General features: G+C 40.7%; 20 protein-coding genes, 1 other RNA gene and 1 pseudogene. 4 read left to right on the top strand and 18 right to left on the bottom strand.

The features are described 5' to 3' along the window. Nucleotides 1–47: 47 nt before the first annotated feature. From NLX67_RS20600 to NLX67_RS20640, 9 genes are all read right to left on the bottom strand, one after another. A complete protein-coding gene (locus NLX67_RS20600; RefSeq protein WP_254313297.1) occupies nt 48–332 on the bottom strand; it encodes a helix-turn-helix domain-containing protein in 285 nt (94 codons plus the stop codon). A 116-nt stretch (nt 333–448) separates the two neighbouring features. Continuing rightward, nucleotides 449–2014 carry a sensor domain-containing diguanylate cyclase gene (locus tag NLX67_RS20605; protein WP_254313298.1) on the bottom strand — a complete coding sequence of 522 codons (1566 nt, stop codon included), beginning with the start codon at nt 2012–2014 and terminating at the stop codon, nt 449–451. A 21-nt stretch (nt 2015–2035) separates the two neighbouring features. Continuing rightward, the gene (locus NLX67_RS20610; protein ID WP_254313299.1) at nt 2036–3706 is read right to left on the bottom strand and encodes a sensor domain-containing protein; all 1671 of its coding nucleotides are present in this window, start codon (nt 3704–3706) and stop codon (nt 2036–2038) included. Between the two features lie 47 nt (nt 3707–3753). After that, the gene (locus NLX67_RS20615; protein ID WP_254313300.1) at nt 3754–5451 is read right to left on the bottom strand and encodes a methyl-accepting chemotaxis protein; all 1698 of its coding nucleotides are present in this window, start codon (nt 5449–5451) and stop codon (nt 3754–3756) included. Nucleotides 5452–5487: 36 nt separating this feature from the next. Next, nucleotides 5488–5922 (bottom strand): chemotaxis protein CheW, encoded by a 435-nt coding sequence (locus tag NLX67_RS20620; protein WP_254313301.1) that lies wholly within the window; start codon nt 5920–5922, stop codon nt 5488–5490. A gap of 348 nt (nt 5923–6270) precedes the next feature. Beyond that, nucleotides 6271–6846, bottom strand: coding sequence for a DNA-binding protein (locus NLX67_RS20625; protein ID WP_254313302.1), 576 nt, complete (start codon nt 6844–6846; stop codon nt 6271–6273). A 2-nt stretch (nt 6847–6848) separates the two neighbouring features. Continuing rightward, entirely contained in the window at nt 6849–7172 is a 324-nt protein-coding gene (locus tag NLX67_RS20630) for a hypothetical protein (protein WP_254313303.1), read from the bottom strand. A 333-nt stretch (nt 7173–7505) separates the two neighbouring features. Next, nucleotides 7506–7706 (bottom strand): sigma factor-like helix-turn-helix DNA-binding protein, encoded by a 201-nt coding sequence (locus NLX67_RS20635; protein ID WP_254313304.1) that lies wholly within the window; start codon nt 7704–7706, stop codon nt 7506–7508. A 237-nt stretch (nt 7707–7943) separates the two neighbouring features. Continuing rightward, nucleotides 7944–8510 (bottom strand): hypothetical protein, encoded by a 567-nt coding sequence (locus NLX67_RS20640; protein ID WP_254313305.1) that lies wholly within the window; start codon nt 8508–8510, stop codon nt 7944–7946. A 666-nt stretch (nt 8511–9176) separates the two neighbouring features. On the opposite strand from NLX67_RS20640, the gene NLX67_RS20645 reads away from it, so the two are divergent. Then, complete coding sequence (locus NLX67_RS20645) at nt 9177–9740, top strand: MerR family transcriptional regulator (protein WP_254313306.1); 564 nt, start codon at nt 9177–9179, stop codon at nt 9738–9740. A gap of 470 nt (nt 9741–10210) precedes the next feature. Here NLX67_RS20645 and NLX67_RS20650 read toward each other — a convergent pair whose 3' ends face one another. Together NLX67_RS20650 and NLX67_RS20655 are read right to left on the bottom strand one after the other, a co-directional pair. Then, nucleotides 10211–11104, bottom strand: coding sequence for a LysR family transcriptional regulator (locus NLX67_RS20650; RefSeq protein WP_254313321.1), 894 nt, complete (start codon nt 11102–11104; stop codon nt 10211–10213). A 174-nt stretch (nt 11105–11278) separates the two neighbouring features. Next, nucleotides 11279–12481 carry an MFS transporter gene (locus NLX67_RS20655; RefSeq protein ID WP_254313307.1) on the bottom strand — a complete coding sequence of 401 codons (1203 nt, stop codon included), beginning with the start codon at nt 12479–12481 and terminating at the stop codon, nt 11279–11281. 303 nt (nt 12482–12784) lie between these two features. Here NLX67_RS20655 and ssrS point away from each other — a divergent pair. Beyond that, a non-coding RNA gene (gene ssrS / locus NLX67_RS20660) (6S RNA) lies at nt 12785–12981 on the top strand. A gap of 197 nt (nt 12982–13178) precedes the next feature. On the opposite strand, the gene NLX67_RS20665 is transcribed toward ssrS, so the two are convergent. Further along, a complete protein-coding gene (locus NLX67_RS20665) occupies nt 13179–14381 on the bottom strand; it encodes a YhgE/Pip domain-containing protein (protein WP_254313322.1) in 1203 nt (400 codons plus the stop codon). 157 nt (nt 14382–14538) lie between these two features. Here NLX67_RS20665 and NLX67_RS20670 point away from each other — a divergent pair, with 157 nt between their 5' ends. Both NLX67_RS20670 and NLX67_RS23355 read left to right on the top strand, forming a co-directional pair. Continuing rightward, the gene (locus NLX67_RS20670; protein ID WP_254313308.1) at nt 14539–15156 is read left to right on the top strand and encodes a TetR/AcrR family transcriptional regulator; all 618 of its coding nucleotides are present in this window, start codon (nt 14539–14541) and stop codon (nt 15154–15156) included. Nucleotides 15157–15475: 319 nt separating this feature from the next. Beyond that, nucleotides 15476–15964 carry a MerR family transcriptional regulator gene (locus tag NLX67_RS23355; RefSeq protein ID WP_375143435.1) on the top strand — a complete coding sequence of 163 codons (489 nt, stop codon included), beginning with the start codon at nt 15476–15478 and terminating at the stop codon, nt 15962–15964. Here the strand turns inward: NLX67_RS23355 and NLX67_RS20680 are convergent. The 6 genes and pseudogenes from NLX67_RS20680 to NLX67_RS20705 all read right to left on the bottom strand — a co-directional run bounded on the left by NLX67_RS20680 (nt 15873) and on the right by NLX67_RS20705 (nt 21770). Continuing rightward, nucleotides 15873–16889, bottom strand: coding sequence for an LLM class flavin-dependent oxidoreductase (locus tag NLX67_RS20680; RefSeq protein ID WP_254313309.1), 1017 nt, complete (start codon nt 16887–16889; stop codon nt 15873–15875). The genes NLX67_RS23355 and NLX67_RS20680 overlap by 92 nt on opposite strands. A 134-nt stretch (nt 16890–17023) precedes the next feature. Then, complete coding sequence (locus NLX67_RS20685) at nt 17024–17932, bottom strand: LysR family transcriptional regulator (protein ID WP_254313310.1); 909 nt, start codon at nt 17930–17932, stop codon at nt 17024–17026. Nucleotides 17933–18027: 95 nt separating this feature from the next. Next, nucleotides 18028–19173: pseudogene (gene ssuD / locus NLX67_RS20690) on the bottom strand (FMNH2-dependent alkanesulfonate monooxygenase). A 22-nt stretch (nt 19174–19195) separates the two neighbouring features. After that, on the bottom strand, nt 19196–20026 hold the full coding sequence (locus tag NLX67_RS20695) for an ABC transporter permease (RefSeq protein WP_254313311.1): 831 nt from the start codon (nt 20024–20026) through the stop codon (nt 19196–19198). Beyond that, nucleotides 20023–21003: an aliphatic sulfonate ABC transporter substrate-binding protein gene (locus tag NLX67_RS20700; RefSeq protein ID WP_254313312.1), complete on the bottom strand. Its 981-nt coding sequence runs from the start codon at nt 21001–21003 to the stop codon at nt 20023–20025. Before NLX67_RS20700 ends, NLX67_RS20695 begins: the two co-directional genes overlap by 4 nt. A gap of 11 nt (nt 21004–21014) precedes the next feature. Beyond that, on the bottom strand, nt 21015–21770 hold the full coding sequence (locus NLX67_RS20705) for an ABC transporter ATP-binding protein (RefSeq protein WP_254313313.1): 756 nt from the start codon (nt 21768–21770) through the stop codon (nt 21015–21017). Between the last annotated feature and the right edge of the window lie 131 nt (nt 21771–21901).

The raw sequence follows: 21901 nt of genomic DNA on the forward strand, positions 1-21901 counted from the left end.
TTCACTTCCACTATATAAAAAAATAGTAGTGTAAACCAATGCCTTGGCTACACTACTAATCTTAGTATGTTTTTTAAGTAGGCTACTTCCGCTTCCAGCCGTTTAATCTTTTCTTGATCCGAAGGATTCTTTGGTTTTCTTCCTACAAGACCGCGCTCTTCTTTTAAACCATCGATTCCCTCTTGTTTATAAGCCCTAACCCATCTCACAATTTGAGACGGATCTACATTAAATTTTTCAGCTACTCGTCGATATCCACCCATTTCGCCTGATAAATAGAGTTCAACTGCCCGCAGCTTACCCTCTACAGAATACGTTTGTTTTCTCCCCATACAAAAATCCCCTCCAAGTAGATAGTAGCGTTGCTTTCTTACAACTGTCTACTTAAAGGGGAGCATATCATACCTTTTTGTTGCATTGGATTCTTATTGTAAGTGACATAATTTCGCTAGTTTTTATTATTGTTTAAACGACTTGCAACGACTACTCTGTTTCGTCCCTCTTCTTTCGCTTTGTATAAAGCTTGGTCAGTCACTTTGAATAATTCTGAAAAATCACTTGCTGTAGTGAGCGAATTTCCAATTCCTATCGAAATCGTTATCGGCTTTCCAGTAGGACTAATTTTGGCCTCAGCTGTTTTCCTTATTCGTTCTGCAATCGTTTGAGCCAATGCTAGATCCATTTCTGGGAGAACCATTAAAAATTCTTCTCCACCTATACGGAAACACAAATCACTTTCCCTGGTTTCGTTTTTAGCTAATTCGGACATGTATGTTAATACCTCATCCCCCACTTGATGTCCGAATTGATCGTTTACGGTTTTAAAACGGTCAATATCAAACAAAACGATGGAGTACATTCCTAAATGGCTAATCTTTTTTTCTAAAGAGCGGCGATTATAGTAGCCAGTCAGTGGATCAAGATTTGATTCACTCTCCACATACGTCAGTTTTTTTTCATAAAAATCAACATTTTTTAAAATAGCCCGCTTTAATTCCTTCAACTCAAAATACCAGCCGGGAATGCGCGGCACTGATACTAATGGATCCAGTGTAATTTGTTTTGCGTAGAGGGCCAGCGTTTTGATCGGATTTACAATTTTTTTCAGCATGGCAAATGTCAGCACAAAAACAAAAAGCATAAAGGGAATGGCAATGAAGCTAACTTGCTTTGCCATTTCAATCATTGGTTCTATAACGGCTTTTTTAGGTGTTTGGGAGACAATGCCCCATTTGCTAGCAGAAGAAGCATAGCCAGCTAGCGTTGAAATACCTTGTGTATTAATAACTTCTAGACTTCCGTTATTCCCTTTCAACACTTGCTGCACGGCTTTGTTTTCTTTAGCGCTATCGTTAATTCTATTCTTATCTGGATGATAAATAATATTACCTTTAGAATCGACAACATATACATACGAATCATTTTCATGTTTTGGATGCTGGCCAAGCACTCTCGTCAGGCTGTTTTTTTCATCATGTAAATGGATGGTTCCCGCAATAAATCCCTTATATGACCCACTTTCATCAAAGACAGGTACAGAGATAAGCAGTATCAGGTTTCCCGTCACGGCTACATAAGGTTCCGATATTAAGGGTGCTTTCTTTTTCAATGCCTCCCTCGCACCAATACTATTCAATGTTGTCCCTTCTAATTCCCTCTTTGGTACTGATGCAACGATACTTCCTGTTGAATTCACAAAAAGCAAGGAATTAAAGAAGGTAGTGGATTCCAGCGTCTGTTTTATTTCCTCATATATTTCGTTAGAATCTGCGGTTATATATTCTTCCTCTTCTGACTCCATCGTTAAGCTTTTCATCATATTGCTAAAAAGAGAATCCGTTGTAATCGCCAATTTTTGAGCGTAATATTGATTCTCAACTAAATAATTCTTCTCCAGGTTGTTTTTGCTTACTAAAATGCTTGAAACAGCACTTCCAACGAAGGTGCCAATCATGGCAAAAGCCAGTAAGCTCAAAACAAGAAACTGTATACTTAATCTAATAGGTTTTTTCATATCTCTTTACCAATCATTAATTTATACAATCAAATATGTTTCTTCAATTTTTTCGGCCGTTAAAGGTGGATTGAACAGGTAGCCTTGGCCGCCAGGGCAGCTAAACGTCCTAAGAAGATTTAAATGCTTGTCTGTTTCAACTCCTTCAGCAACAACGTTCAGGTTTAAATTAAAACCTATATCTATGATCGATTTAACAAGAGCCAAATCTTTTGAGTCCTGCAATCCGCCACGAATAAATGCCTGATCGATTTTCAATGTGTCTACGGGCAGTTTCGTTAAAAGACTCAGAGAGGAATAACCTGTGCCAAAGTCGTCTATCGATATGCCAACACCCATTTCTTTTAATTGCGTGAGAACAGGAAGGACTGTTTCAAAATCCTCAATAACGCTTTCTGTCACTTCAACTTCAAAATATTTTGGTTCCACCTGGGTGTCATACAGGCACATCTCTATATACTCAGCTAATTTGGTATATCGAAACTGTTGTGGAGATACGTTCACAGACACTTTGACAAGTGGATAGCCTTTTGCTTTCCATTTTGAGATCTGGTTTAAAGCCTCTCTGATTACCCATTTCCCGATTTCACCTATTAAGCCTGTTTCTTCGGCAATTGGAATAAAATCCATAGGAGGTACATTTCCAAGCACAGGGTTTCTCCAGCGAATGAGTGCTTCAAGCCCATTGAGTTGTAATGTGGCTAAATCCAGCTTTGGCTGATAATGAAGAAGAAACTCATTATTTTCAATGGCTTTCCGCAGTTCTGTTTCCACCTTGATTTTATGATCGTGCTTTTCCTTTAAATGCTTATTAAAGATTTGGAAATTGTTTTTACCAGCTTGTTTTGCAGAGGATAAAGCCATATCCGCGAAATTTATCAGTTCACTCAATTCTGTACTATCAGAAGGGTAATGGCTTACGCCTATACTTGTAGTAATAAATACTTCATTTTCTTCAATGATGTAAGGAATCTTTATTTGTTCAATAATCTGTTCTGCGATTGTATGCGTATCATCTTGGCTTTTGTTAGTGATCAATACAATAAATTCATCGCCACTTATATGGAACACAGAGATGAATTCATTTTCGAATGACCTTAATGTTTCAGCAATCCTTTTCAGCAGCATATCACCCACTCTATGTCCAAATGCGTCATTTATCAGCTTTAATCTGTCCATGTCCATAAATAAAACTGAGGCTGTATTTGAATGCTTTATGGCGTCAAGTTTTCTTTCCAGGCTTCTTCTATTAGGAAGATTGGTTACTTCATTGTGGTTTGCCAGGAAATCGATATGTTGTTCCTGGAGTTTGAGGTCCGTTAAATCTCTTACAACGCATACAATCTTATTTGTTTCCTCGACTTTGGAAAGCGTCAGCTCCTGCGGAAATTTCGTTCCATCTACCCTGGTTCCAACTGTCTCGCCTCTCCAATGCCCTTTTTCATTTACGATGGGTATAGCGGAATTTAAAATTCCTCGCAGCGTTTCCTCATCGTAGCAAGTATGCCAGGTGTTATTCAACAGCTGTTCTTTAGTTAATCCATACATGGAGGCATGAGCTTCATTTGCAAATACAAATTGCCCTTTTTCATCTGTAATGCCAATCCCGTCCATGGATGAATCCAAACCATATGAATATTCAATCAACGTCCGCTCTGTCTGGCTTAATTCCTTACCTTCACGTTCTTTCATTGTGATCCCCTTTTGAAACAGTATTAATATTTATTGGCGTGGCGGAGTTATTTAACTTTAAAGATCGAAACAGAATGATTCAGCTCTTCTGCGAGGTCCGCAAGGGATTGAGAAGTAGCCGCTGTTTCTTCACTTGCAGCTGCTGCTTCTTCGCTTGCCCCTGCAATGCTTTCAATTGCAGTCATGACTTCCCCCGTTTGAGCGGATTGCTGTTCACTCGCAGATGCTATGCTTTCAATCGACCGCATGACTTCATCTGCTTGTGCAGACTGCTGTTCACTAGCAGCCGCAATCTCATTGACTTTTCCTGATGCATCATTCACCATTTCAGAGATATAAGCAAATGCCTTCTCCGTTTCAGTTGTCGCATGTACCCCATCATTTACGTATTTCACACTTTGTTTTGTATTGCCCTGGATGCCCTTAATGATATCCGTGATTTCCTTGGTGGCATTGCTGCTCTGCTCAGCCAATTTCCGGACTTCATCCGCCACTACGGCAAATCCTCTTCCCTGCTCCCCTGCGCGTGCCGCTTCGATTGCTGCATTTAATGCCAGAAGGTTGGTTTGATTGGCAATGTCATTAATCACATTAATAATACTGCCGATTTTATTTGCATCCGCTTCTAAAACCGCCATTTGTTCACTTACCTTTGTCATACCTTCCATAGAAGCTTGGACCACCTGCTCGGCTTCTTTTGATACCTGCAGCATGCCCTCAGAAAGACTAGCCGTCTCCCCAGCGCTTTTTGCAATCGAATCAATGGCAGCATTTAATTCATGGAACCGTTCTTTCATTGCCTGGGCATCACCGGCCTGGCTTTCTACACTTGAGGCAATGTCCCGGAATAATTCCGTGATCGTTTGGGCATCATTTGCCTGATTGGAAGCGCTGCTTGCAATTTCTTCCGTTGTAGCAGATATTTCTTGTGAGGAAGCAGATACATTTTCAGCAGATGCCAGGACACTTCCTACGGTTTGTCTCAAGCTTACTACCATATTATTGATGGACTTCGCCAATACACCAATCTCATCCTTTGTATCAATGTCGGTTGTTTCCGTTAAATCACCCTTCGACACCTTTTCTACTAAGGCCACGACATTATTTAATGGTTTGGAAATCATGCGGGCGATCAAGTAGCCAAGTCCAATACTGAAAAGGACTGCTAACAGAATGACTGCGATTGTAATGGTACGGGCACTTTTTTCTAATGCATCTGCTTCTGCATTTGATTTTTGTCCAAGTTCCATATTTAATTGAATTAATTCCTTCAAAATATTCTGCACTTCATCACCTGCTGCTTTAAAAGCAGGAGCTAGCTCAAGATAAGCGTCGGTATCATTCGCATAAGCATACCCTTTGGCTCTATCTAAATAGCCATAATATTCTTCTAATGCAGGATGCAATTGGTCAAGCTGCTGCTGCTCCGCTGGTTCCACATGTGAATTTTCAAAATTTTCAATAGTAGTATCAATTCCTGCTTGAATTTCCTTCAGTCGATCCTCGAACCCTTTCTTTTCTTCCTGCGTTTTCGCTACAAACATCATATCGCGGATATTTACCCGGATACGCTGATAATCCGTTTCAGTACGCCCTAAATCACTTATTGGCACTACCCGTTCATCATACATGTAGTCAAGCTGATCATTTACTTCTCGTAAGTTTGTTAAACTAAAAATACCAACTATCCCGACGATAATTGCTATTATGACAAATGCAGAAATTAATTTTATCGTTGTTTTCAAATTATAAAACCACTTCAAAATAGACACCTCATTATGTTAGTTTACAAGTATATACTCTTTGTTTTGTTCCGCTATTTGTGCCCTGATTAGGTCAATATCGGCTAAAGATGATAACAATTCCTCTGTGTCCAGAATGGTTACATTAAAATTCTCTTTTACAGCGACCCCTTTAATAAACGTCCCTATGTTTATCCCTAATAAATTAACCGGTTTTACCTGATCCTCGTCTATATGTACAATTTCACTTGCCTTCTCTACCATAAATGCAATAATGGTACCATTTGTTTCAACTAGGATATAGCGGGTATCTTCGCTGGGCTGGATCGGCTGGTTATAAAGCAAGGTCGACATGTCAATAACAGGTATTAGCTGGCCTCTTATATTGACGACTCCGTTCATATACTCTGGTGTACCGGGGAGGTTTGTAGGCTCTGTTACCTTTTCAATAGAGACAACATTTTGTATCCCCATTCCATATATATTTTGTTTTCACGTAAAATAAAACAAACAAATCATTCATTTATATCACCACCTAGATAAATTACAATCGTTACAAATTGACTATAGAACAGTTAAAAAACAACAAACTTGATTAATAATAATATTCGAAAAATTATCAACATTTTTCGGCAATATTCTATAATTTCAAGCTTTTTAAACATTTAAAGAGGATTCTTACATTATTTCCATTTAGCAAAATTGTTTTATGAGGAAAACAGCCTTCTTCACAAAACACGAAAAGGGCTGCATTTTTTCTCTTCAATTTTCTTTCCACACATTCCAAATTCTATGGCTATTAATTAGATTGATTACTGTATTTCATTCAAGAATTATTTTACATCGGGCATAACGACGCTCAACACTGATTCTGCTTCTACTCAGCTTTTCAGCAATCTCATTAAGACTTATCCCTTCTTCTTTCCACCTTATTAGGAGTTCAATTTCTTTTGTTGTCCAGCGTTTATATATCTTTATTGTCTTTTCTGTATTCGTCTTACGGGCATCATCTACCCACTCTGGTTCAGGAGGCAGTGTATGTTTTTCGATGATACTGAAATCGATCTTCTTTTGGTTCTGTTCCGCCCATTGCCAAAAAGAATCCACGTCAATTAGACAAAATTTCCGCTCATAACACGTGATACGCGATGTTGCTTCAAGCCCGTGAAACTGAACCCAATGATGTACAGTTTTTCTGTCTACATTTAAAGCTTCAGCCAGCTCACTGCCAGTTAAAAGACCAGTAGCATTTTTAGTGTTTCCTAGACCCAATTTCTTCAATTTTAGTAAAACTGCAACCTCACTTCGATTAAGCTGTTTGGCTATAGCTGATAAGGAGCAGCTGCCAACACGTTTCTGTAAAAAGGAAACATCTTCGCCTGTCCATTTTCGTCCCATCTTTACCGTCCTACCTCCTTACTTTCGTAAATAGATTGGAGTCTGTTTTCTGCTTCGGAAGAATCCATCGATAAGCCCGTCAGAATTGCTAGCATACTGTCTTTTTCCGAAAGCCTTTTCAGTGTATGAAAAATAGTTGGCTTATGTTCTTTTATTAATGTCATAACTTCAATAGTTGGCAATACTTCTTTACAGGTGTTCGTTCTTAAAAAAGCTCGCAAGAATCTTACAAATACTAAAGTCGACTGAGAGTCATCCGGATAATTTTGTAACAGTAAAAAAAACTTTTCAACGTTCATTTTTAATTCATTTGTTTCTCTCCGCATTTTCCCCCTACCTTAAACGGGCCTTGTTCCCAATACGGGTTTAAAGCCCTATTTGACATCCGAGCTTTCATAACCCATAAAAATATTAGATTCATGGCTTAGCGCCCTTACCTTTATCAATAATAATTTTATAAATTTGATCCTATCGAATTATGTCGAAAAGTCCTGTTTCATCATAATATGCTAATGTTTTTGAGTCACCGAAAAAAAATTGCGGGATAGCGCATTTTTTTTGCGGGGTAACGCATTTTTTGCAGACATCCACACTTTTAATCAATTTTTCTTGAGAGAAAATAAAAGATCCCATCCCTCATAAAGGAAAAACAGCCTTTCTCATGAAACAAGAAAAAGACTGCCATTTTTATGATCTTCAATTTTCCGCTCTGCTCGTTCAAGATACGTCTGGACAGATGACTTCGTGATACCAAGCAATTTCGCTGTATATTCAAAAGTATACTTTTCTGCCTTCACCAGCGTAAACACGTCTTTTTCTCTCAGTGTTAAATCGCCAAGCGTATCATCAATACAGTACATAAAGATCAATTACTTTATATACGTCTTTAAATGTTAATTTTAAGTAGTTAATAGACAATGAATCGGTCATTTTTAGATAGTCCACAAATGTAGGATTAAATGGACACTTGCCTATTGATATTTAGAATAACAAAAAAGGCAACTACCTCCGGACGAAGCAATTGCCATTTGGGTATATACGTTAGAAGAAACTGATACAAATAGTTATCTATCATATGTCTTTAAATAGAGCCCTCGTCAAACAAACCATCGCAACACAGGGCTTTTGAGATCCATGATGAATAGGCCGTAATCAATGATAACCATTTCATTATCCTCGGAAAATGCGACATTAGCTAACCGCAAATCGATTGGAATAATGTCGTATCTTAGGCATTCTAATTCCAACTCGATTAGTTTCTTATATTTCATGATTGTAAGTGGCACATTAATGTCCATCTTCTTCATAATAATCCAGCCAGACCCAAACTCCTTCACCGGACATAGGTACTTTTGGACTTCCTCATTGCAGTTATTATAAAGATAGGCTTCATTTGCGTTGCCTATTAATCCTACTTCAGACAGTGCAATTTTTAATACATAGCCATTATTGAGATCATAGACAACTCGGTTATCACCATGTCCAATCAGTTTATACTTGAATTTTAGAGTTTTTTTAGCAGTAACCATTTTTTGTCTTGCCGTTTCAAAAAAGTATTTTCCCATTTGAGATATCCAGGATTCGATGGCTTTTATCTCTTCAGGGGACAATATAGAACTTTTATTCGACTGTATTCTTTCATTACCATTATTAATTGGGCACATTCCCTTAACGCCTCCTTTTTTAAAATTTATAACGATAGAGATAGCTTTCCAGAGAGATGGAAAAATAAATGCTTAGAAGAGTCAATAAGTAATAGAATATTCATTAGTAAACAATAGGACTGTATAAACACCCCACTTGTATGAATAAAATCTTTCATAATGGCTGTATAGATCTCTCTTAAAAAGGGGCTGGTGCAAATATAGTGTGATCTTGTAAGATTTGTACAGATTCGAAATCGAAGGAGTGACTGCGGGATGTTGAATAGGTATACCACGTGAAAGAATGTGAAGAATTGGGGACCATTGTTTTAAACCATAAAAAAATCGACTGCAGTGAATACAGTCGTTAAAAAGCCTAGATTGGGAATGCCCTATCATTAGTAAGGACGACAGCACCGGCATGTCTCACAACAAATTTTGCGTAAAAGTGTACTAATACACAACGTTGTTAGAAAGAACGGCACTTAATACAGTGGCTGTTCTTCTGCATTAACTCCTGTGATAGTTAAAACTCATAAATAGACGACAAATTTAGTCAAAGGATATTTGTTTCTATTCACCGAACTTAAAACATAGTGAACAACATACTTGGAAACCTTATCGAAACCTGCCACACACCTTTAGAATAGCGTCATATTAAGCTTTTTGTAAGGAACATACGTTGAAATGTATCTTGAAAGGATGATTAAAATCGCAAATCAAACACAAGATCAACGTGCTGAAAACCTAAGTGAAAACCTTGAGGAAATGCGCTTAACGGTGAAAGAAGCGGCTAAGTATGTAAATGAAAGTCCTGGTGTTGTCCGCAATTGGTTGAGGGAATTGAAGCCATACATCCCTGCTGTTCAAGGAGAAAATGGGTACCACTACTTTGATAAGCCAGCATTGGAAAGGCTCATGCTGATCCGCCAACTAAGCAGAGATCAGAACTATTCCATCAAGCAGATCGAATACTACTTTGCCACGGGTGAACTGAAAATTGAACCCGAGCCAATGGAAGAACGTTCATCGGATGATATGCGGAAGGATTTAGATACCATTTTGGAGCGGCTGGAACGGCAGGAGCAGTTTAATCAGGCACTCGTAACAAAATTAGATGAGCAGCAGCACTACATCAAGGAATCGCTCAACAAGCGGGACCAGCTATTGCTTGAATCGCTGAAAGCTTCCCAGGAAGTCCGGAAAACGGAAACACAAAAAAAGAAGCGATTTTGGGGATGGTTCTTTTAATGAATAGATTGATCAAGGCTGGGCGCAAACCTGTGTGTTACAAAATCAAGGTCTGCATACAAGTGCAAAACCTATCCTGCAGCCTGCTTGAAGGAAGACGCTTAGGCTGGATCAGCCGTTTAAAAAGGTTCTCCGAAAGACGAGTTCCGAAGAGCGTTTTCCGTTCGGGATGATTCAGGAATTTAGGGCAGCAACTACCATTGATATAAAACGACAATAAAGTTGTTTAATTTTAAAAGCTCAAACAAGTATAACCCCGTTGTAATTTAGGACGGGGTTAAAATATAGTTGATTAATTTTTGATTTAAGATACTTCACTATCCTAAAAAATATTACAATAAAGTCGTTTGAAAATCTAAGTTTTATTGAACAATCGCGCCCGATTGTTGAAAATCAGAAATCCTTTGGAATGAACATATAAATATGGATATCTAAATTAACCAATAGTGAAACCCTCATAAAAGAAATATTTAATTGTTCTTTTTAAATGAACTTCTTGCAATATCAAGGAATGCGAAAATAGCAGGTGATATCCACTTTCCCTTATGCCAAATCATCTGAGAAACGAAGTTGATTTCCGGTAAATCTAAAGGTAAAGGAACTAGCTTACCTTGTTCAATTTCAGAAGTAACAGAAATCTCAGGAAGAAAAGCAATTCCCATTCCAAGTATTGCACACTGTTTGATTGCTTCCACACTATCAAATTCAAGGGTAGTAAAGTCGTCAGCCCCTCCACGAACAAGCAGTCGTTCAAATGTTGTATGATACGTACATCCTTTTTCGTTTAATAAGAAAAATTCTCCTTGAATATCGTCAAAATTAATTCTACTCCGACCTGCAAGGGGATGATTGGGAGCAGCTAGAAGGCGGAAACTTTCATTACGAAGTGGCTCAATATTTAATCCATTTGATTTTACAGGCTCTTCGAGTATAAAGACCACGTCCGTTTTCCCCTCATTAATGGATTGTTTTAAATCGTTAGAAGGAGTCGGACGAAAAACCACACGTACGCTAGGATACTGTTTCCTGAACTCATGTAAAATTATTGGAAGCAGATAAACACATAGAATTTCATTTGCGCTAATTGTAATTGTTCCAGTCATGCTTTCACTACTTTTTACATTGTTTTTTGCTTCCTCTACATAATTTAAAATCCTTTCCACATCTCTATAAAAGCGTTCACCAGCATCTGTTAATACAATTTGTTTGTTCAATCGATCAAATAGCTTTACTCCTAACTCTTCCTCCAGAGATTGAATTTTCATTGAAACATTTGAAGGTACATAATTCAAGGCCTCTGCAGCTCGACTAAAATTAAGTGTGAGAGCGACCATTCGAAAGGTAACTAGTTGACGTAAGTCCACCTGTTTTACTCCTTTCAAAAATACGGAATCAAGCAAGAAGGCTATAGATTCATACTCCATCTATAACCCTCTTTTGAAACATTGTGTCCCTTATAAAGATTTAATTTTAAGGAGTTTCTGTCTAAAAGAACTTCTTAGGAAATTTTAATAACTAATTTTTTCAAGCTTCGTTATTCATTTCTTTTTCTTTTCTAGGCCTATGGTTACAACTGTGAGAAGAACTCCTAGAAACACCATAACGGCAGCTACCCACGGTGTGTGTTGTAATCCCATGATGTCCGTCGTAATACCCCCTACATACGCACCTAATGCAATTCCTCCATTGAATGAAGCAATATTAAGTGATGAAGCCACATCGACAGCGCTTGGTACATAACGCTGCGCTAGGGTCAACACGTATGATTGTAATACAGGTACACTCATAAATGCCAACAGACCCATAGCTATCACCGTAATAAGGCCAACTACTTTAAACGGCGCAGTAAATGTAAAGATTAATAAGATAACAGCTTGTACGATAAACATAGAAAGTAAAGATTTAAGTGGTTTTCGATCCCCTAAACGTCCCCCTATGGCGTTTCCAATGGCAATAGCTATCCCATATACAAATAAGATAATACTCACGTTCTTAGCATCGATACCCATGATATCCTGAAGAATAGGTGAAAGGTACGTAAAGGTTACGAATGTACCACCGTATCCTAGAATGGTCACGGCTAAGATCAGTAAAATTCTTCTATTACCCACTAATTTGAATTGATCTCTATAAGATGGAGGGGTTTCTGTTTTTAATTGTTGACTTGGAATTGCAATAGCATTAAGAATAAGAGCAATCAAACCAATGAAGGCAATCCCGTAAAATGGAAATCTCCAACCAAAGATATCACTGATATAAGTCCCTAAAGGAGCGCCAATGGCAGTGGCAACCGTAAACCCTCCAAATACAAATGCAATAGCACTTGCTTGACGATTTTTAGGAACAAGACTTGCAGCAACCGTTGAACCTATAGCAAAAAACACGCCATGTGCGAATGCTGATAGTATACGCCCTGCTAGTACGATACTGAAAATAGGAGCAACAGCCGTTATGATATGCCCTATAATAAACAGCACGATCATGGATAATAATACCTTTTTCCGTGAAACCTTTGCTGTCAGAGAAGTTAAAATAGGTCCCCCTACTGCAACTCCTAGCGCATACATGGATACAATTAATCCGGCTGTAGATGTCGATATGTTAAATGCATTCCCAACAGAAGGAAGAACACCTACACTAATGAACTCTGTGACCCCTACACCGAAGAATGTTGCGGCCAAAGCAAATAAGGCAAATTTATTTCCATTTGACTTCGGCACTGAATGTTCAAGTCTATTCATGTGAATAACTCCTAAGATGTGATTGATTTCTTGTATAGAATAACACCAAACACCACACAATATTCAATAACAGTGAAGGTACTTGATTATGTTGTTCATTATTTTTGAAGATGAATTTTGAGAAGTTTGTATTTTTATCATTTTATTTATAGAGTCAATAAGTTTAAAGCAATCTTTATCCAACAATCTGGCCCGTTTGTTGAATAGAATGACTCATATTTTTTAAATGACTTTATTGTTTTTTAAACAACTTTATTGTCCGTAAACAATTGAATATAACGTCCGGTCACTGTATTATATAAATACAAGCTGCGTTGCACGTCACAATCTAAAGTTTTAACCTTTAAGCTGTAACAGGGAGTTTTACAACGAATCTGGAATGACACGCCTCGTTCGTTTTTTAAACCAATGAGGACAGGCAGGAAGGCTTCTGCGAACACCCACTTTGAGGAGTGGTGGTTTAAAACTTTCTTCCATTCAACGGCAAAGGCGGCCCCCCCCTATTATGAATGATTATTCAGACCGGTACTCTTTTGAGAGCCGGTCTTTTTGCATTTTAATTTGCATTTATGTTGCATTAAATATTAAGGATGCCTCTTGGTGGCTATTTTCACGTTTTGTCTATTGCTTTATTTGTTTTTCAACAATATGGAAAGCCGTTTTCCTATTAGAAAACGGCTTTTTGGAATATTAGTTGCTAGAAATGTGATGCTTCTAATTTCTGCTCTGTGTTTTCTTCTTTTACGGATTTACGCTTTAAAGCAGAGCCCAGTATGATAACGATGCTCGCTATTCCAATCCAAACCAGGGTAGATACAGGAGAACTCCAAGTTAATCCTTTTCCGAAGAAGAACAATTCACGTAAACCTTCTACCATAAATCGCATTGGCAGCCATGAATAAACCCAATCGCGATAAAATGGAGACAGCATTTCCGGAGCCATTGCAAGCAATGGTGCACCAAAGAAAAGCATTAAAATAAAAATTGGCATACCCTTAAGCCCTAATAGTGAAAGTACAGCTAATATCATAAGGAAAAAGCTAAACGACGTAATGGATAAAAACAAGGCTGTATCCGTAAATTGGGGAATATTCAGCCCTAACATGCCATCTGTCAGCCAGGTAAAACCAAATCCAACTACAAGGGCAACAACAGCCCCTATCATAATCTGTCCTACCTTATTAGAAAGACTCTCTTTCCGGGTGCTGACCGGCAGTTTGTTTACCGCAACAAAGATAATGGCTGCACTCGCTATACTGGCCATCCACAGCGGTTGAAATAAGGAAATGGGCGCATTGCCGTTCGCGCTATTCGTGCCGATTTCATTGACGTTTGTGACGTTCTTTGTAATAGGCGCTGCTAAAGCCGATGCCTGTTCTACCGTCAATGTGGCTCCCTGCGCTTCAAATCCTTCAAGCAGCTGGGTGCGGACAGTATTATTCATATTATCAACGACACCATGTAGTATTTGTCCTGCCATTGTAGAGGCCGCCGTATTCATCCCCTCATTGATCAAGATTTGAACTTCGGGCGAGGAAGGTGCTGGTGTCCGTAAAGATGCCTGCTTCGCACTGAAATCTTGCGGAATGACCAGTGCGGCATAATACTCTTGATCATCTAATCCCTTTTGCACTTCCTCCAAGCTGTTTACTTCTATCCACTTTACTGCCGGGTCTTCATCCGTTGTAGTTTCTGATGTTTTTTTCATCCTCTCTACGATGGTCTGCCCCATATTCATCTTTGGCTGATCAGGGAGTTGGACTCCCTGATCTTCATTCACAACCGCAACAGGCAAATTTTGCGGCTGAGGCTGGACCGATGGAAATAAGGTTAGCGAAAAAATAAAAATAATGGCCAGTGCAATAACAGGCGATAACAAGACCAGCTTGTTTTTGAAAATATTCAAGATTCATCCGCTCCTTTTAATAATCATTATGTTGATTAAAGTTCACAATGTTGATTATAATGATTAAAATAGGAAATACAATAATCACATTTAAACGATCTGATCATTACTCAACACAAAATAATGAAGTGTCTAATAAGGAGAGAAAAAATTGAAAAAAGAAGAAAAATTAGACCGGCGCCAGATCCGGACCAAAAAGCTGATCCGGCAGGCCCTGCTGGAATTAAGCGAGGAAAAGGGGCTTAGTCAGGTAACTGTAAGGGACCTGGCCGAACGGGCGGAGATTAACCGGGGAACATTTTATCTTCACTATCGGGATGTGGCAGATCTGGTAGATCAGCTGAAGAGTGAGATTTTTGAAGGGATCCTTCCATTTGCAAGCGAGATCAATCCGCTGGAAGTAAAGTCCCATGCAGAACGCGGGGAGCCTTACCCTGTCCTTCTAAAAGTGCTGGAGTATTTTTTAGCACAGGCAGATTTCCTGCGGGTCATGCTCAGTGCTAATGGTGACTTGCAGCTGCCCCTTCAGATTAAGGAATTTATGTCGGAACGGATGCTTCAGAAATTCGAACAGTATATGCCTGAAAAATCTGAGGATGCCATTCCGTGGGACTATTTTGTGGCTTATATCGCTTCAGCAAATATTGGCGTTTTGACTCACTGGATGGCAAGTGAAAACGATCTATCCACCCGGGAGGTTGCCCTTATGATGACCCGAATTATCACCCAAGGGCCTTTAGAAACAGTGTTGGGGGGAGTAAAGCGGTAAGCGGACAGCTGTTTTTCGTTAAAAAAGCGATCTTTTTTCGATATGTTAACATGTAAAATAACGCTTAAAACAGGCTTAATTTACCACCAAAAGTATTTGCCGTTCAAAAAAGTGTACTTATGCACAAAGTACACGGAAATTAACCAGACGACAAATGTAGTCAAAGGACATTCGTGTTCATCCACCGAACTTAACACACAAGTGAAAAACATACGTGGAAACCTTATTGAAACCCGCCGCACACCTTTGAAAGCAGGCCACATTAGGCTGCTTATCAGACACATACGTTGAAACATACCTTGAAAGGATGAGGAAAATCATGACTCAAACGAAAGGTCAAGGTGCTGGAAACTTATCTGAAAACCTATCTGAAAACCTGGAAGACATGCGCTTAACGGTGAAAGAAGCTGCGAACTATGTGAATGAAAGCCCGGGTGTTGTGCGCAACTGGCTGAGAGAGTTAAAATCCTACATTCCCACCATGCAGGGAGACAACGGCTACCACTATTTTGATCAGCGGGCGTTGGAAAGGCTCATGCTGATTCGTCAATTGAACCGGGACCAGCATTATTCGATCAAGCAGATTGAGTATTACTTCGCAACGGGAGAAATACCGGTTAAACCAGAAGCTGGCATCGGCCGGTACAGAAGGATCTTTCCACGCATTCATATGCCCGCCTGGTCCATGCAGCATAATGCCAAATTGAATTTGCTTTTTATGAGACATATTCTTCCCTCTTTTCATTGTATAAACGAGATGGACTTAACAATTGAAACGAACGGTGCCGGGCCTTACGCTCTTCAATAGGTGTATGAAGGACAAATTCATCTACGCCATATGCTTGGTGATAATGGTTCAAAACCTCTTGTATGAATGTTGCTGTGCCGGCTACTATGCTTGCTTTTTGTTCTTGGATGTCAAATTCCTCGCCGGACTGTTGTCCAAATTGCTCTGCCTGCTCGAATGACTGAACCGTTACGCTGCGACCGCTTTTTAAATACACTTTATGAACGCTTTGATTGGTCACGCGCTCTTCTGCTGCCTTTTGGCTGTCTGCGGCAAAGACTGAGATTGCCATAATCAGTTTGCCGTTTGGCTTCAATTGTCGGTATGTCTGAGCAGCTTCCTCCCAGACACTGATGTCACTGTTAATGAATTTGGCAAAAACAAAATTCCAACCCAATTTCGCTGCCAATTCAGCACTTTTCTCACTGGCCCCAAGCAAGTAATATTCAGGATATAGAGGAGGTTCAGGCCTTGCCTGAACTCCTGAAAGCGGATGTCCGTTTGGAATTTTTTTCTCAAGAATCTGATGGAGAAACGTCAGCCTTTCTTCAAAATCATTTCCATCGTTAACAGTTCCGTATTGCAGTGCTTTTGTGGAGATGGGCAGCCCTCCTGGCGCTTTTCCCACTCCCAGGTCAACCCGTCCCGGCTCCAAAGATGATAAAACGTTAAAGTTTTCAGCTACTTTGTATGGGCTGTAATGTTGCAGCATAATCCCACCTGACCCAATTCGAATCTGTTTTGTTTTTGCGAGTAAATAAGACATTAACACTTCCGGTGATGATCCTGCCAACTGCTCTGCATTATGGTGTTCTGACACCCAAAAGCGATGATACCCCCACTTTTCCGCTTTCTGTGCCAGCTGAATCGTGTACTGCAGCGAATCAAATGCGGTTTCATTTTCATAAATTGGACTTTGATCCAGCAAACTGATTTTATATGCCACACCTGCTCCTCCTTTATACCGAGTTTACAGATAAGATTAATAACCTTTGGGTGATTGCCATTTATCCTATCACCCAGAGCTCTAAAAATAAATGCTTTTCGTGATAGAAAGATTTATTGTATTCATTCAATAATTTAATGAGTCCTAATTGGCGCCTCCTCTTGCTCGGTTTTGTTGAATGTATCGGCGAAATGCTCTATAGATTTCCATAGCAGCGGATGCTCCATTCCATAAAAAGTACCGTATATATGCTGTTTTAAACGAAGCAGATGATCGGCTTCGATTTCAACAATCTCTCCTTGTTCTACTTCCTTTTTCATACACAAAGCAGGTAAAAACCCAATTCCTTTCCCGCTTTTAATTAAAGATTTTGCGACTTCTAAATGTCCCACTTGAAATTCGATACGCGGTTTCACATTCGCTACGTCAAATATTTTGTGAACCCTGTTCCAGTCGAACGCACCGCATTCAAAAAATATCATCGGCTCTAAAGCCAATTCTTCTGCTGTGATATTGGTTCGCCCGATGAATGGGTGTCCTGGATGAGTAACGAGGCGGACTGAATTATCAAGAAGAGGCTGTTGTTGCAACGCATCATGGGTTACTTCTTTCATAAAAGCGATGTGTATTTCTTTGCGCAGGAGTTTATCCATAAGTGTATCGTTAGAGGCGGACATAAATGTGAAACGAAATTCAGGAAAGGCTTCTTTCCAAACGGGAAGAGCATCTGGAATGAAATATTGAGAAGAAATCAAATTCGCTCCAATGACAAACTCCTCCTGCAAAGGCTCTTTGCGAAGTTGTTTTTTTGCTTGTTCATATGTTTGAATAATTTGTTCTGCATAGGGCAAAAATTCTTTTCCCTTTTCCGTTAATGAAACGCCTCGACCACTTCGTTCAAATAGCGGCTGATCCAACTCGCGTTCCAGTGTTTTGATGCGCGCAGTCACAGTGGGCTGGGATAAAAATAAGGCATTTGCCGCCTTATGAATACTATTAAAGTGCACTGCATATATAAAGGCCTCTAAATGATCAATATTCATCCGTTTCCTCCTTCAAGGCGCTTTTGGCTGACCAATCAGCGGCTTATTTTTTCTGTTATTAGGTTAATTACTGCTGCATATCACAGCAGCTTTATTTATACTGGCTGATTTTTAATGTTGCCGGCTAAAATACTATTGCCGATGGTCTCTCCAATATTCCCTCTTGATCGTCCCAGATCCTCATCTTGACCGAATGAAAGAAGCGGGAAGACAAGCTCCGCAAACCGATAAGATTCTTCTAAATGGGGATACCCGGAGAAAATAAAACTTTCAATGCCGATGTCTTGATATTCTTTAATGCGGGCCGCCACGGTTTCAGGGTCGCCAACAAGTGCTGTTCCGGCACCTCCGCGCACAAGCCCTATGCCTGCCCACAAATTCGGACTGATTTCCAGGTCCGCTTCTTTTCCTTTTCTGTGAAGAGCGGCCATCCGGTTTTGACCGGCTGAATCATAGCGGCTCAATGTTTGCTGGGCCTGCTCGATGACATCATCGTCTAAATAGGAAATCAACTTATCGGCTGCTGCCCATGCTTCCGCATTTGTTTCACGCACGATGACATGCAGGCGAATGCCAAACCGGACCGTTCGCCCTTCTTTTTCAGCCTGCTCGCGTACACTCTCCACTTTCTCCCGCACTTGTTCCGGCGGCTCTCCCCATGTTAAATATACATCGGAATGTGTTGCTGCCACTTGCTGTCCCGCTGGTGATGAACCACCAAAATAAACAGGCGGTGTCGGCTTTTGAACAGGTGGAAACAACAATTCTCCGCCTTCTGATTTTACATATTTTCCGTTGAAATCTACTTGCTCTCCCGCCAGCAGACCACGCTAAATGGTTAAAAATTCATCTGCAGCTTCGTACCGTTCATCATGCTTGAGGAAAAGACCATCACCCGCAAGTTCAACCGGATCACCTCCGGCCACGACGTTAATAAGCACACGGCCGTTAGATAAGCGATCCAAAGTAGACGTCATGCGTGCGGCAACAGATGGCTGCATTAATCCAGGCCGAAGCGCAACTAAAAATTTCAGCCTTGTTGTCTCCGCTGCAAGCGCGGCCGCCGTCAGCCACGGATCTTCGCACGATTTTCCAGTTGGAAGCAATACACCTGTATAGCCAAGCCGGTCTGCCGCTTGTGCAACCTGCTTAAAATACGTATGATCCGCTTCTCTTCCGCCAATATCCGTTCCTAAATAACGACCGTCGCCGTGTGTTGGAATAAACCATAAGATCTCCATTTATCTCGCTCCCTTATTGTTTTTAATGCGTTCCTTTAAAACTGCTTCGCCATTTTAAGAGTTTCTGTTCAAGCAACCGCACAAATGAATCCGTTAATTTGCCGACAACCGCAAAAATAATGATTCCGACAAAGACTTTTTCTGTTTGAGAAAACTGGCGGGCATCCATAATCATATAGCCGACACCGGCACTTGATCCCATTAATTCCGCTACGACAAGGCCAAGCCAGGCAATACCAAGAGACAGCCGCACACCCAGTAAAATATTCGGCAGCGCCGCCGGCAAAATAAGCCGGGTAATTTGACGATGCCAGTTGAATTCCAGCACGCGTGCCACATCGAACAGTTTTGCATCCACACTGCGAATGCCGAGAAAGGTATTAATATAGATAGGAAAGAACGCACCCATTGCAATTAACAGCACTTTGGACAATTCATCGAACCCAAACCATAAAATGAAAAGCGGTGTTACAGCCAAATGAGGAACCGTGCGCAGCATTTGGAGCGACGGGTCTAAGTAAGACTCTGTTTTTTTCGAAAACCCAACCAAAATGCCGAATAAAAGACCCAATCCGCCGCCAAGCAAAAAGCCGCCAACCGCACGCGCGATGCTGATCTGCATATTCGCAGCCAGTTCTCCGGATATCGTCAGCTCATAAAACGTTAAAAGAATGGCAAGCGGTGTTGGAAGGACGGTCGGAGAGATGAACCCTGCGCTCCCCGCATATTGCCACAATGCCAAAATGATGACCGGCACAACAAATCCTTTCAGCCATGCCGGTACAGTCCGGATTTTTTTTATTTTTTCTGCTTTTTCCTGTCTGCTCAATCCCGCATAGGCTGCTGTTTTCATTCGGTTTCCTCCTTCTTTTCGTTTTCAATAAATTGATTGTCCACTACTTTTGATACGTCAATTTCTTTATCAATGACGCCAAGCTTGTATTGAAAATCGGCCGTTTCTTGCTGTGCTTGAATAATTTCTTCTGTAATCGATTCATTCAGTGGCTCCGTATTGTTTAGCACGCTCTCCACTACTTTTTCATCCAATTCTTTGATCTTGGCATAAATCGAGATCGCTTCTTCTTTGTTTGCTTTCTGCCATTCAACGGTTTTGTTGTACACTTCAAGGAATCGTTCCACTTCTTTCGGATGCTCTTCTGCAAAACCGCTCCGTGCCAATGTAAAGCCTGGCGAATACGATTTAATGGTTTCCCCATTCGCTAAAATGTTGGCATTGTTTTCAATCGTTTGCAGCGAGATAAACGGCTCCCAAATCGACCAAGCATCCACCGATCCATTTTCAAACGCCGGCATTGCTTCATCCGGCTGCAACTGGATAATTTCCACATCATCTGGCGATACACCGGCATCCTTTAACGCTTTATGAAGGAAGTCAAAACCGCTGCTCCCTTTCGCAACTGCCACTTTTTTCCCTTTTAAATCTTCGATTGATTGAATATCGCTGCCTTCTTTCACCAAAACAGCATTCGCTTTGAGGCCGTCTTGTGAAAGGGCAATTTCTTTAAAGGGGACATCTGCTGCCTGCCCGCCGATCACGGGCGAGTTGCCGACCTGTGAAAAGTCGAGTTTTCCTGCTGCCAGCCCTTCAAATTGAGGCGGTCCGCTTTGAAACTCCGTCCATTTCACTTTGATGCCTTCTTTTTCAAACGCTTCTTCAAACCAGCCTTTTTCTTTGGCAATCCAAAGCGGACTCAAGCTCTGCTGAATACCGATGTTAATTTCTTTCACTTCTTTTTCTTCACTTGACGTTTGTGCCGAGCATGCCGCCAAAAGCAGCGATGCTGCGATTAAAAATAGCCATTTTCTCATTCTGACTCCTCCTAAATTCCTGCGCCTTCCGCGTAAACAGAGTGCTCGGTTTTTTCAAATTCCTCCAATACCTTTTGCCGTAAATATTGAAACGATGTGTCGGTTCGGTTTCGTGGAAAAGACAGCCCAATCGGCAGCCATTTTTGCAGTCGGCCTGGTTTGGCTCTCAAGATCGCCAGCTGCGTGCCTAAATAAATGGATTCATCTATATCGTGTGTCACCAAAATCATCGTTATTTTTTTCTTCTGCCATATGTCGATTAACACGTCCTGCAAATGCTTGCGGGTAAATGCATCAAGCGCGCCGAACGGCTCATCAAGCAAAAGAACTTCTGGTTCCCGCAGCAGCGCCCGCGCAATCGCAACTCGCTGTAACATGCCGCCGGATAACGCTGCCGGATACGCTTTTTCATGGCCCGTCAGCCGGACAATGTCGATTAATTCCTGCACGTTTCTTTTTACGTTGGGATCACGCAAATTCAAATCCGCTGCTATGTTTTGCTCCACCGTCAGCCACGGAAACAGCCGGTGCTCCTGAAAAATAAATCCTTGACTGATGCCGGGTTTTATTACTTGTCGGCTATTGATCTCCACGCTTCCGCTGTATTCAGTATCAAGCCCTGCCGCAATTTTTAATAAGGTGCTTTTTCCGCAGCCGCTCGGGCCAATAATCGTCAGAAATTCTTCCTTTTGAATATCCAAGTGGATGTCATCGAGCACCACCACCCGCCCAAATGCTTTTTCGTCCACGTGAATGGAAACAGTCATATTACTCCTCCTCTTTAAATGAAAATAGCTCCCTGTCTGAAAAGAACAGAGAGCCTTCGGTTGTCCGATCAGCTTATGTTAAATTTCCCACACCGTCATGTCACAGTCGCTTTTCATTGCCATCATTCCTT

It is taken from the genome of Domibacillus sp. A3M-37 (assembly GCF_024213455.1).
Classification (GTDB): Bacteria; Bacillota; Bacilli; order Bacillales; family Domibacillaceae; genus Domibacillus; species Domibacillus tundrae.

Excerpts from the sequence above, each read along its gene's own strand:
- NLX67_RS20610 (WP_254313299.1), bottom strand. The coding sequence starts at position 3,706 with ATGAAAGAACGTGAAGGTAAGGAATTAAGCCAGACAGAGCGGACGTTG.
- NLX67_RS20620 (WP_254313301.1), bottom strand. The coding sequence starts at position 5,922 with ATGGGGATACAAAATGTTGTCTCTATTGAAAAGGTAACAGAGCCTACA.
- NLX67_RS20630 (WP_254313303.1), bottom strand. The coding sequence starts at position 7,172 with ATGCGGAGAGAAACAAATGAATTAAAAATGAACGTTGAAAAGTTTTTT.
- NLX67_RS20705 (WP_254313313.1), bottom strand. The coding sequence starts at position 21,770 with ATGACTGTTTCCATTCACGTGGACGAAAAAGCATTTGGGCGGGTGGTG.
- NLX67_RS20600 (WP_254313297.1), bottom strand. The coding sequence starts at position 332 with ATGGGGAGAAAACAAACGTATTCTGTAGAGGGTAAGCTGCGGGCAGTT.
- NLX67_RS23355 (WP_375143435.1), top strand. The coding sequence starts at position 15,476 with ATGACTCAAACGAAAGGTCAAGGTGCTGGAAACTTATCTGAAAACCTA.
- NLX67_RS20625 (WP_254313302.1), bottom strand. The coding sequence starts at position 6,846 with ATGGGACGAAAATGGACAGGCGAAGATGTTTCCTTTTTACAGAAACGT.
- NLX67_RS20685 (WP_254313310.1), bottom strand. The coding sequence starts at position 17,932 with ATGAATATTGATCATTTAGAGGCCTTTATATATGCAGTGCACTTTAAT.
- NLX67_RS20645 (WP_254313306.1), top strand. The coding sequence starts at position 9,177 with ATGTATCTTGAAAGGATGATTAAAATCGCAAATCAAACACAAGATCAA.
- NLX67_RS20635 (WP_254313304.1), bottom strand. The coding sequence starts at position 7,706 with ATGTACTGTATTGATGATACGCTTGGCGATTTAACACTGAGAGAAAAA.
- NLX67_RS20640 (WP_254313305.1), bottom strand. The coding sequence starts at position 8,510 with ATGTGCCCAATTAATAATGGTAATGAAAGAATACAGTCGAATAAAAGT.
- NLX67_RS20605 (WP_254313298.1), bottom strand. The coding sequence starts at position 2,014 with ATGAAAAAACCTATTAGATTAAGTATACAGTTTCTTGTTTTGAGCTTA.
- NLX67_RS20700 (WP_254313312.1), bottom strand. The coding sequence starts at position 21,003 with ATGAGAAAATGGCTATTTTTAATCGCAGCATCGCTGCTTTTGGCGGCA.
- NLX67_RS20655 (WP_254313307.1), bottom strand. The coding sequence starts at position 12,481 with ATGAATAGACTTGAACATTCAGTGCCGAAGTCAAATGGAAATAAATTT.
- NLX67_RS20695 (WP_254313311.1), bottom strand. The coding sequence starts at position 20,026 with ATGAAAACAGCAGCCTATGCGGGATTGAGCAGACAGGAAAAAGCAGAA.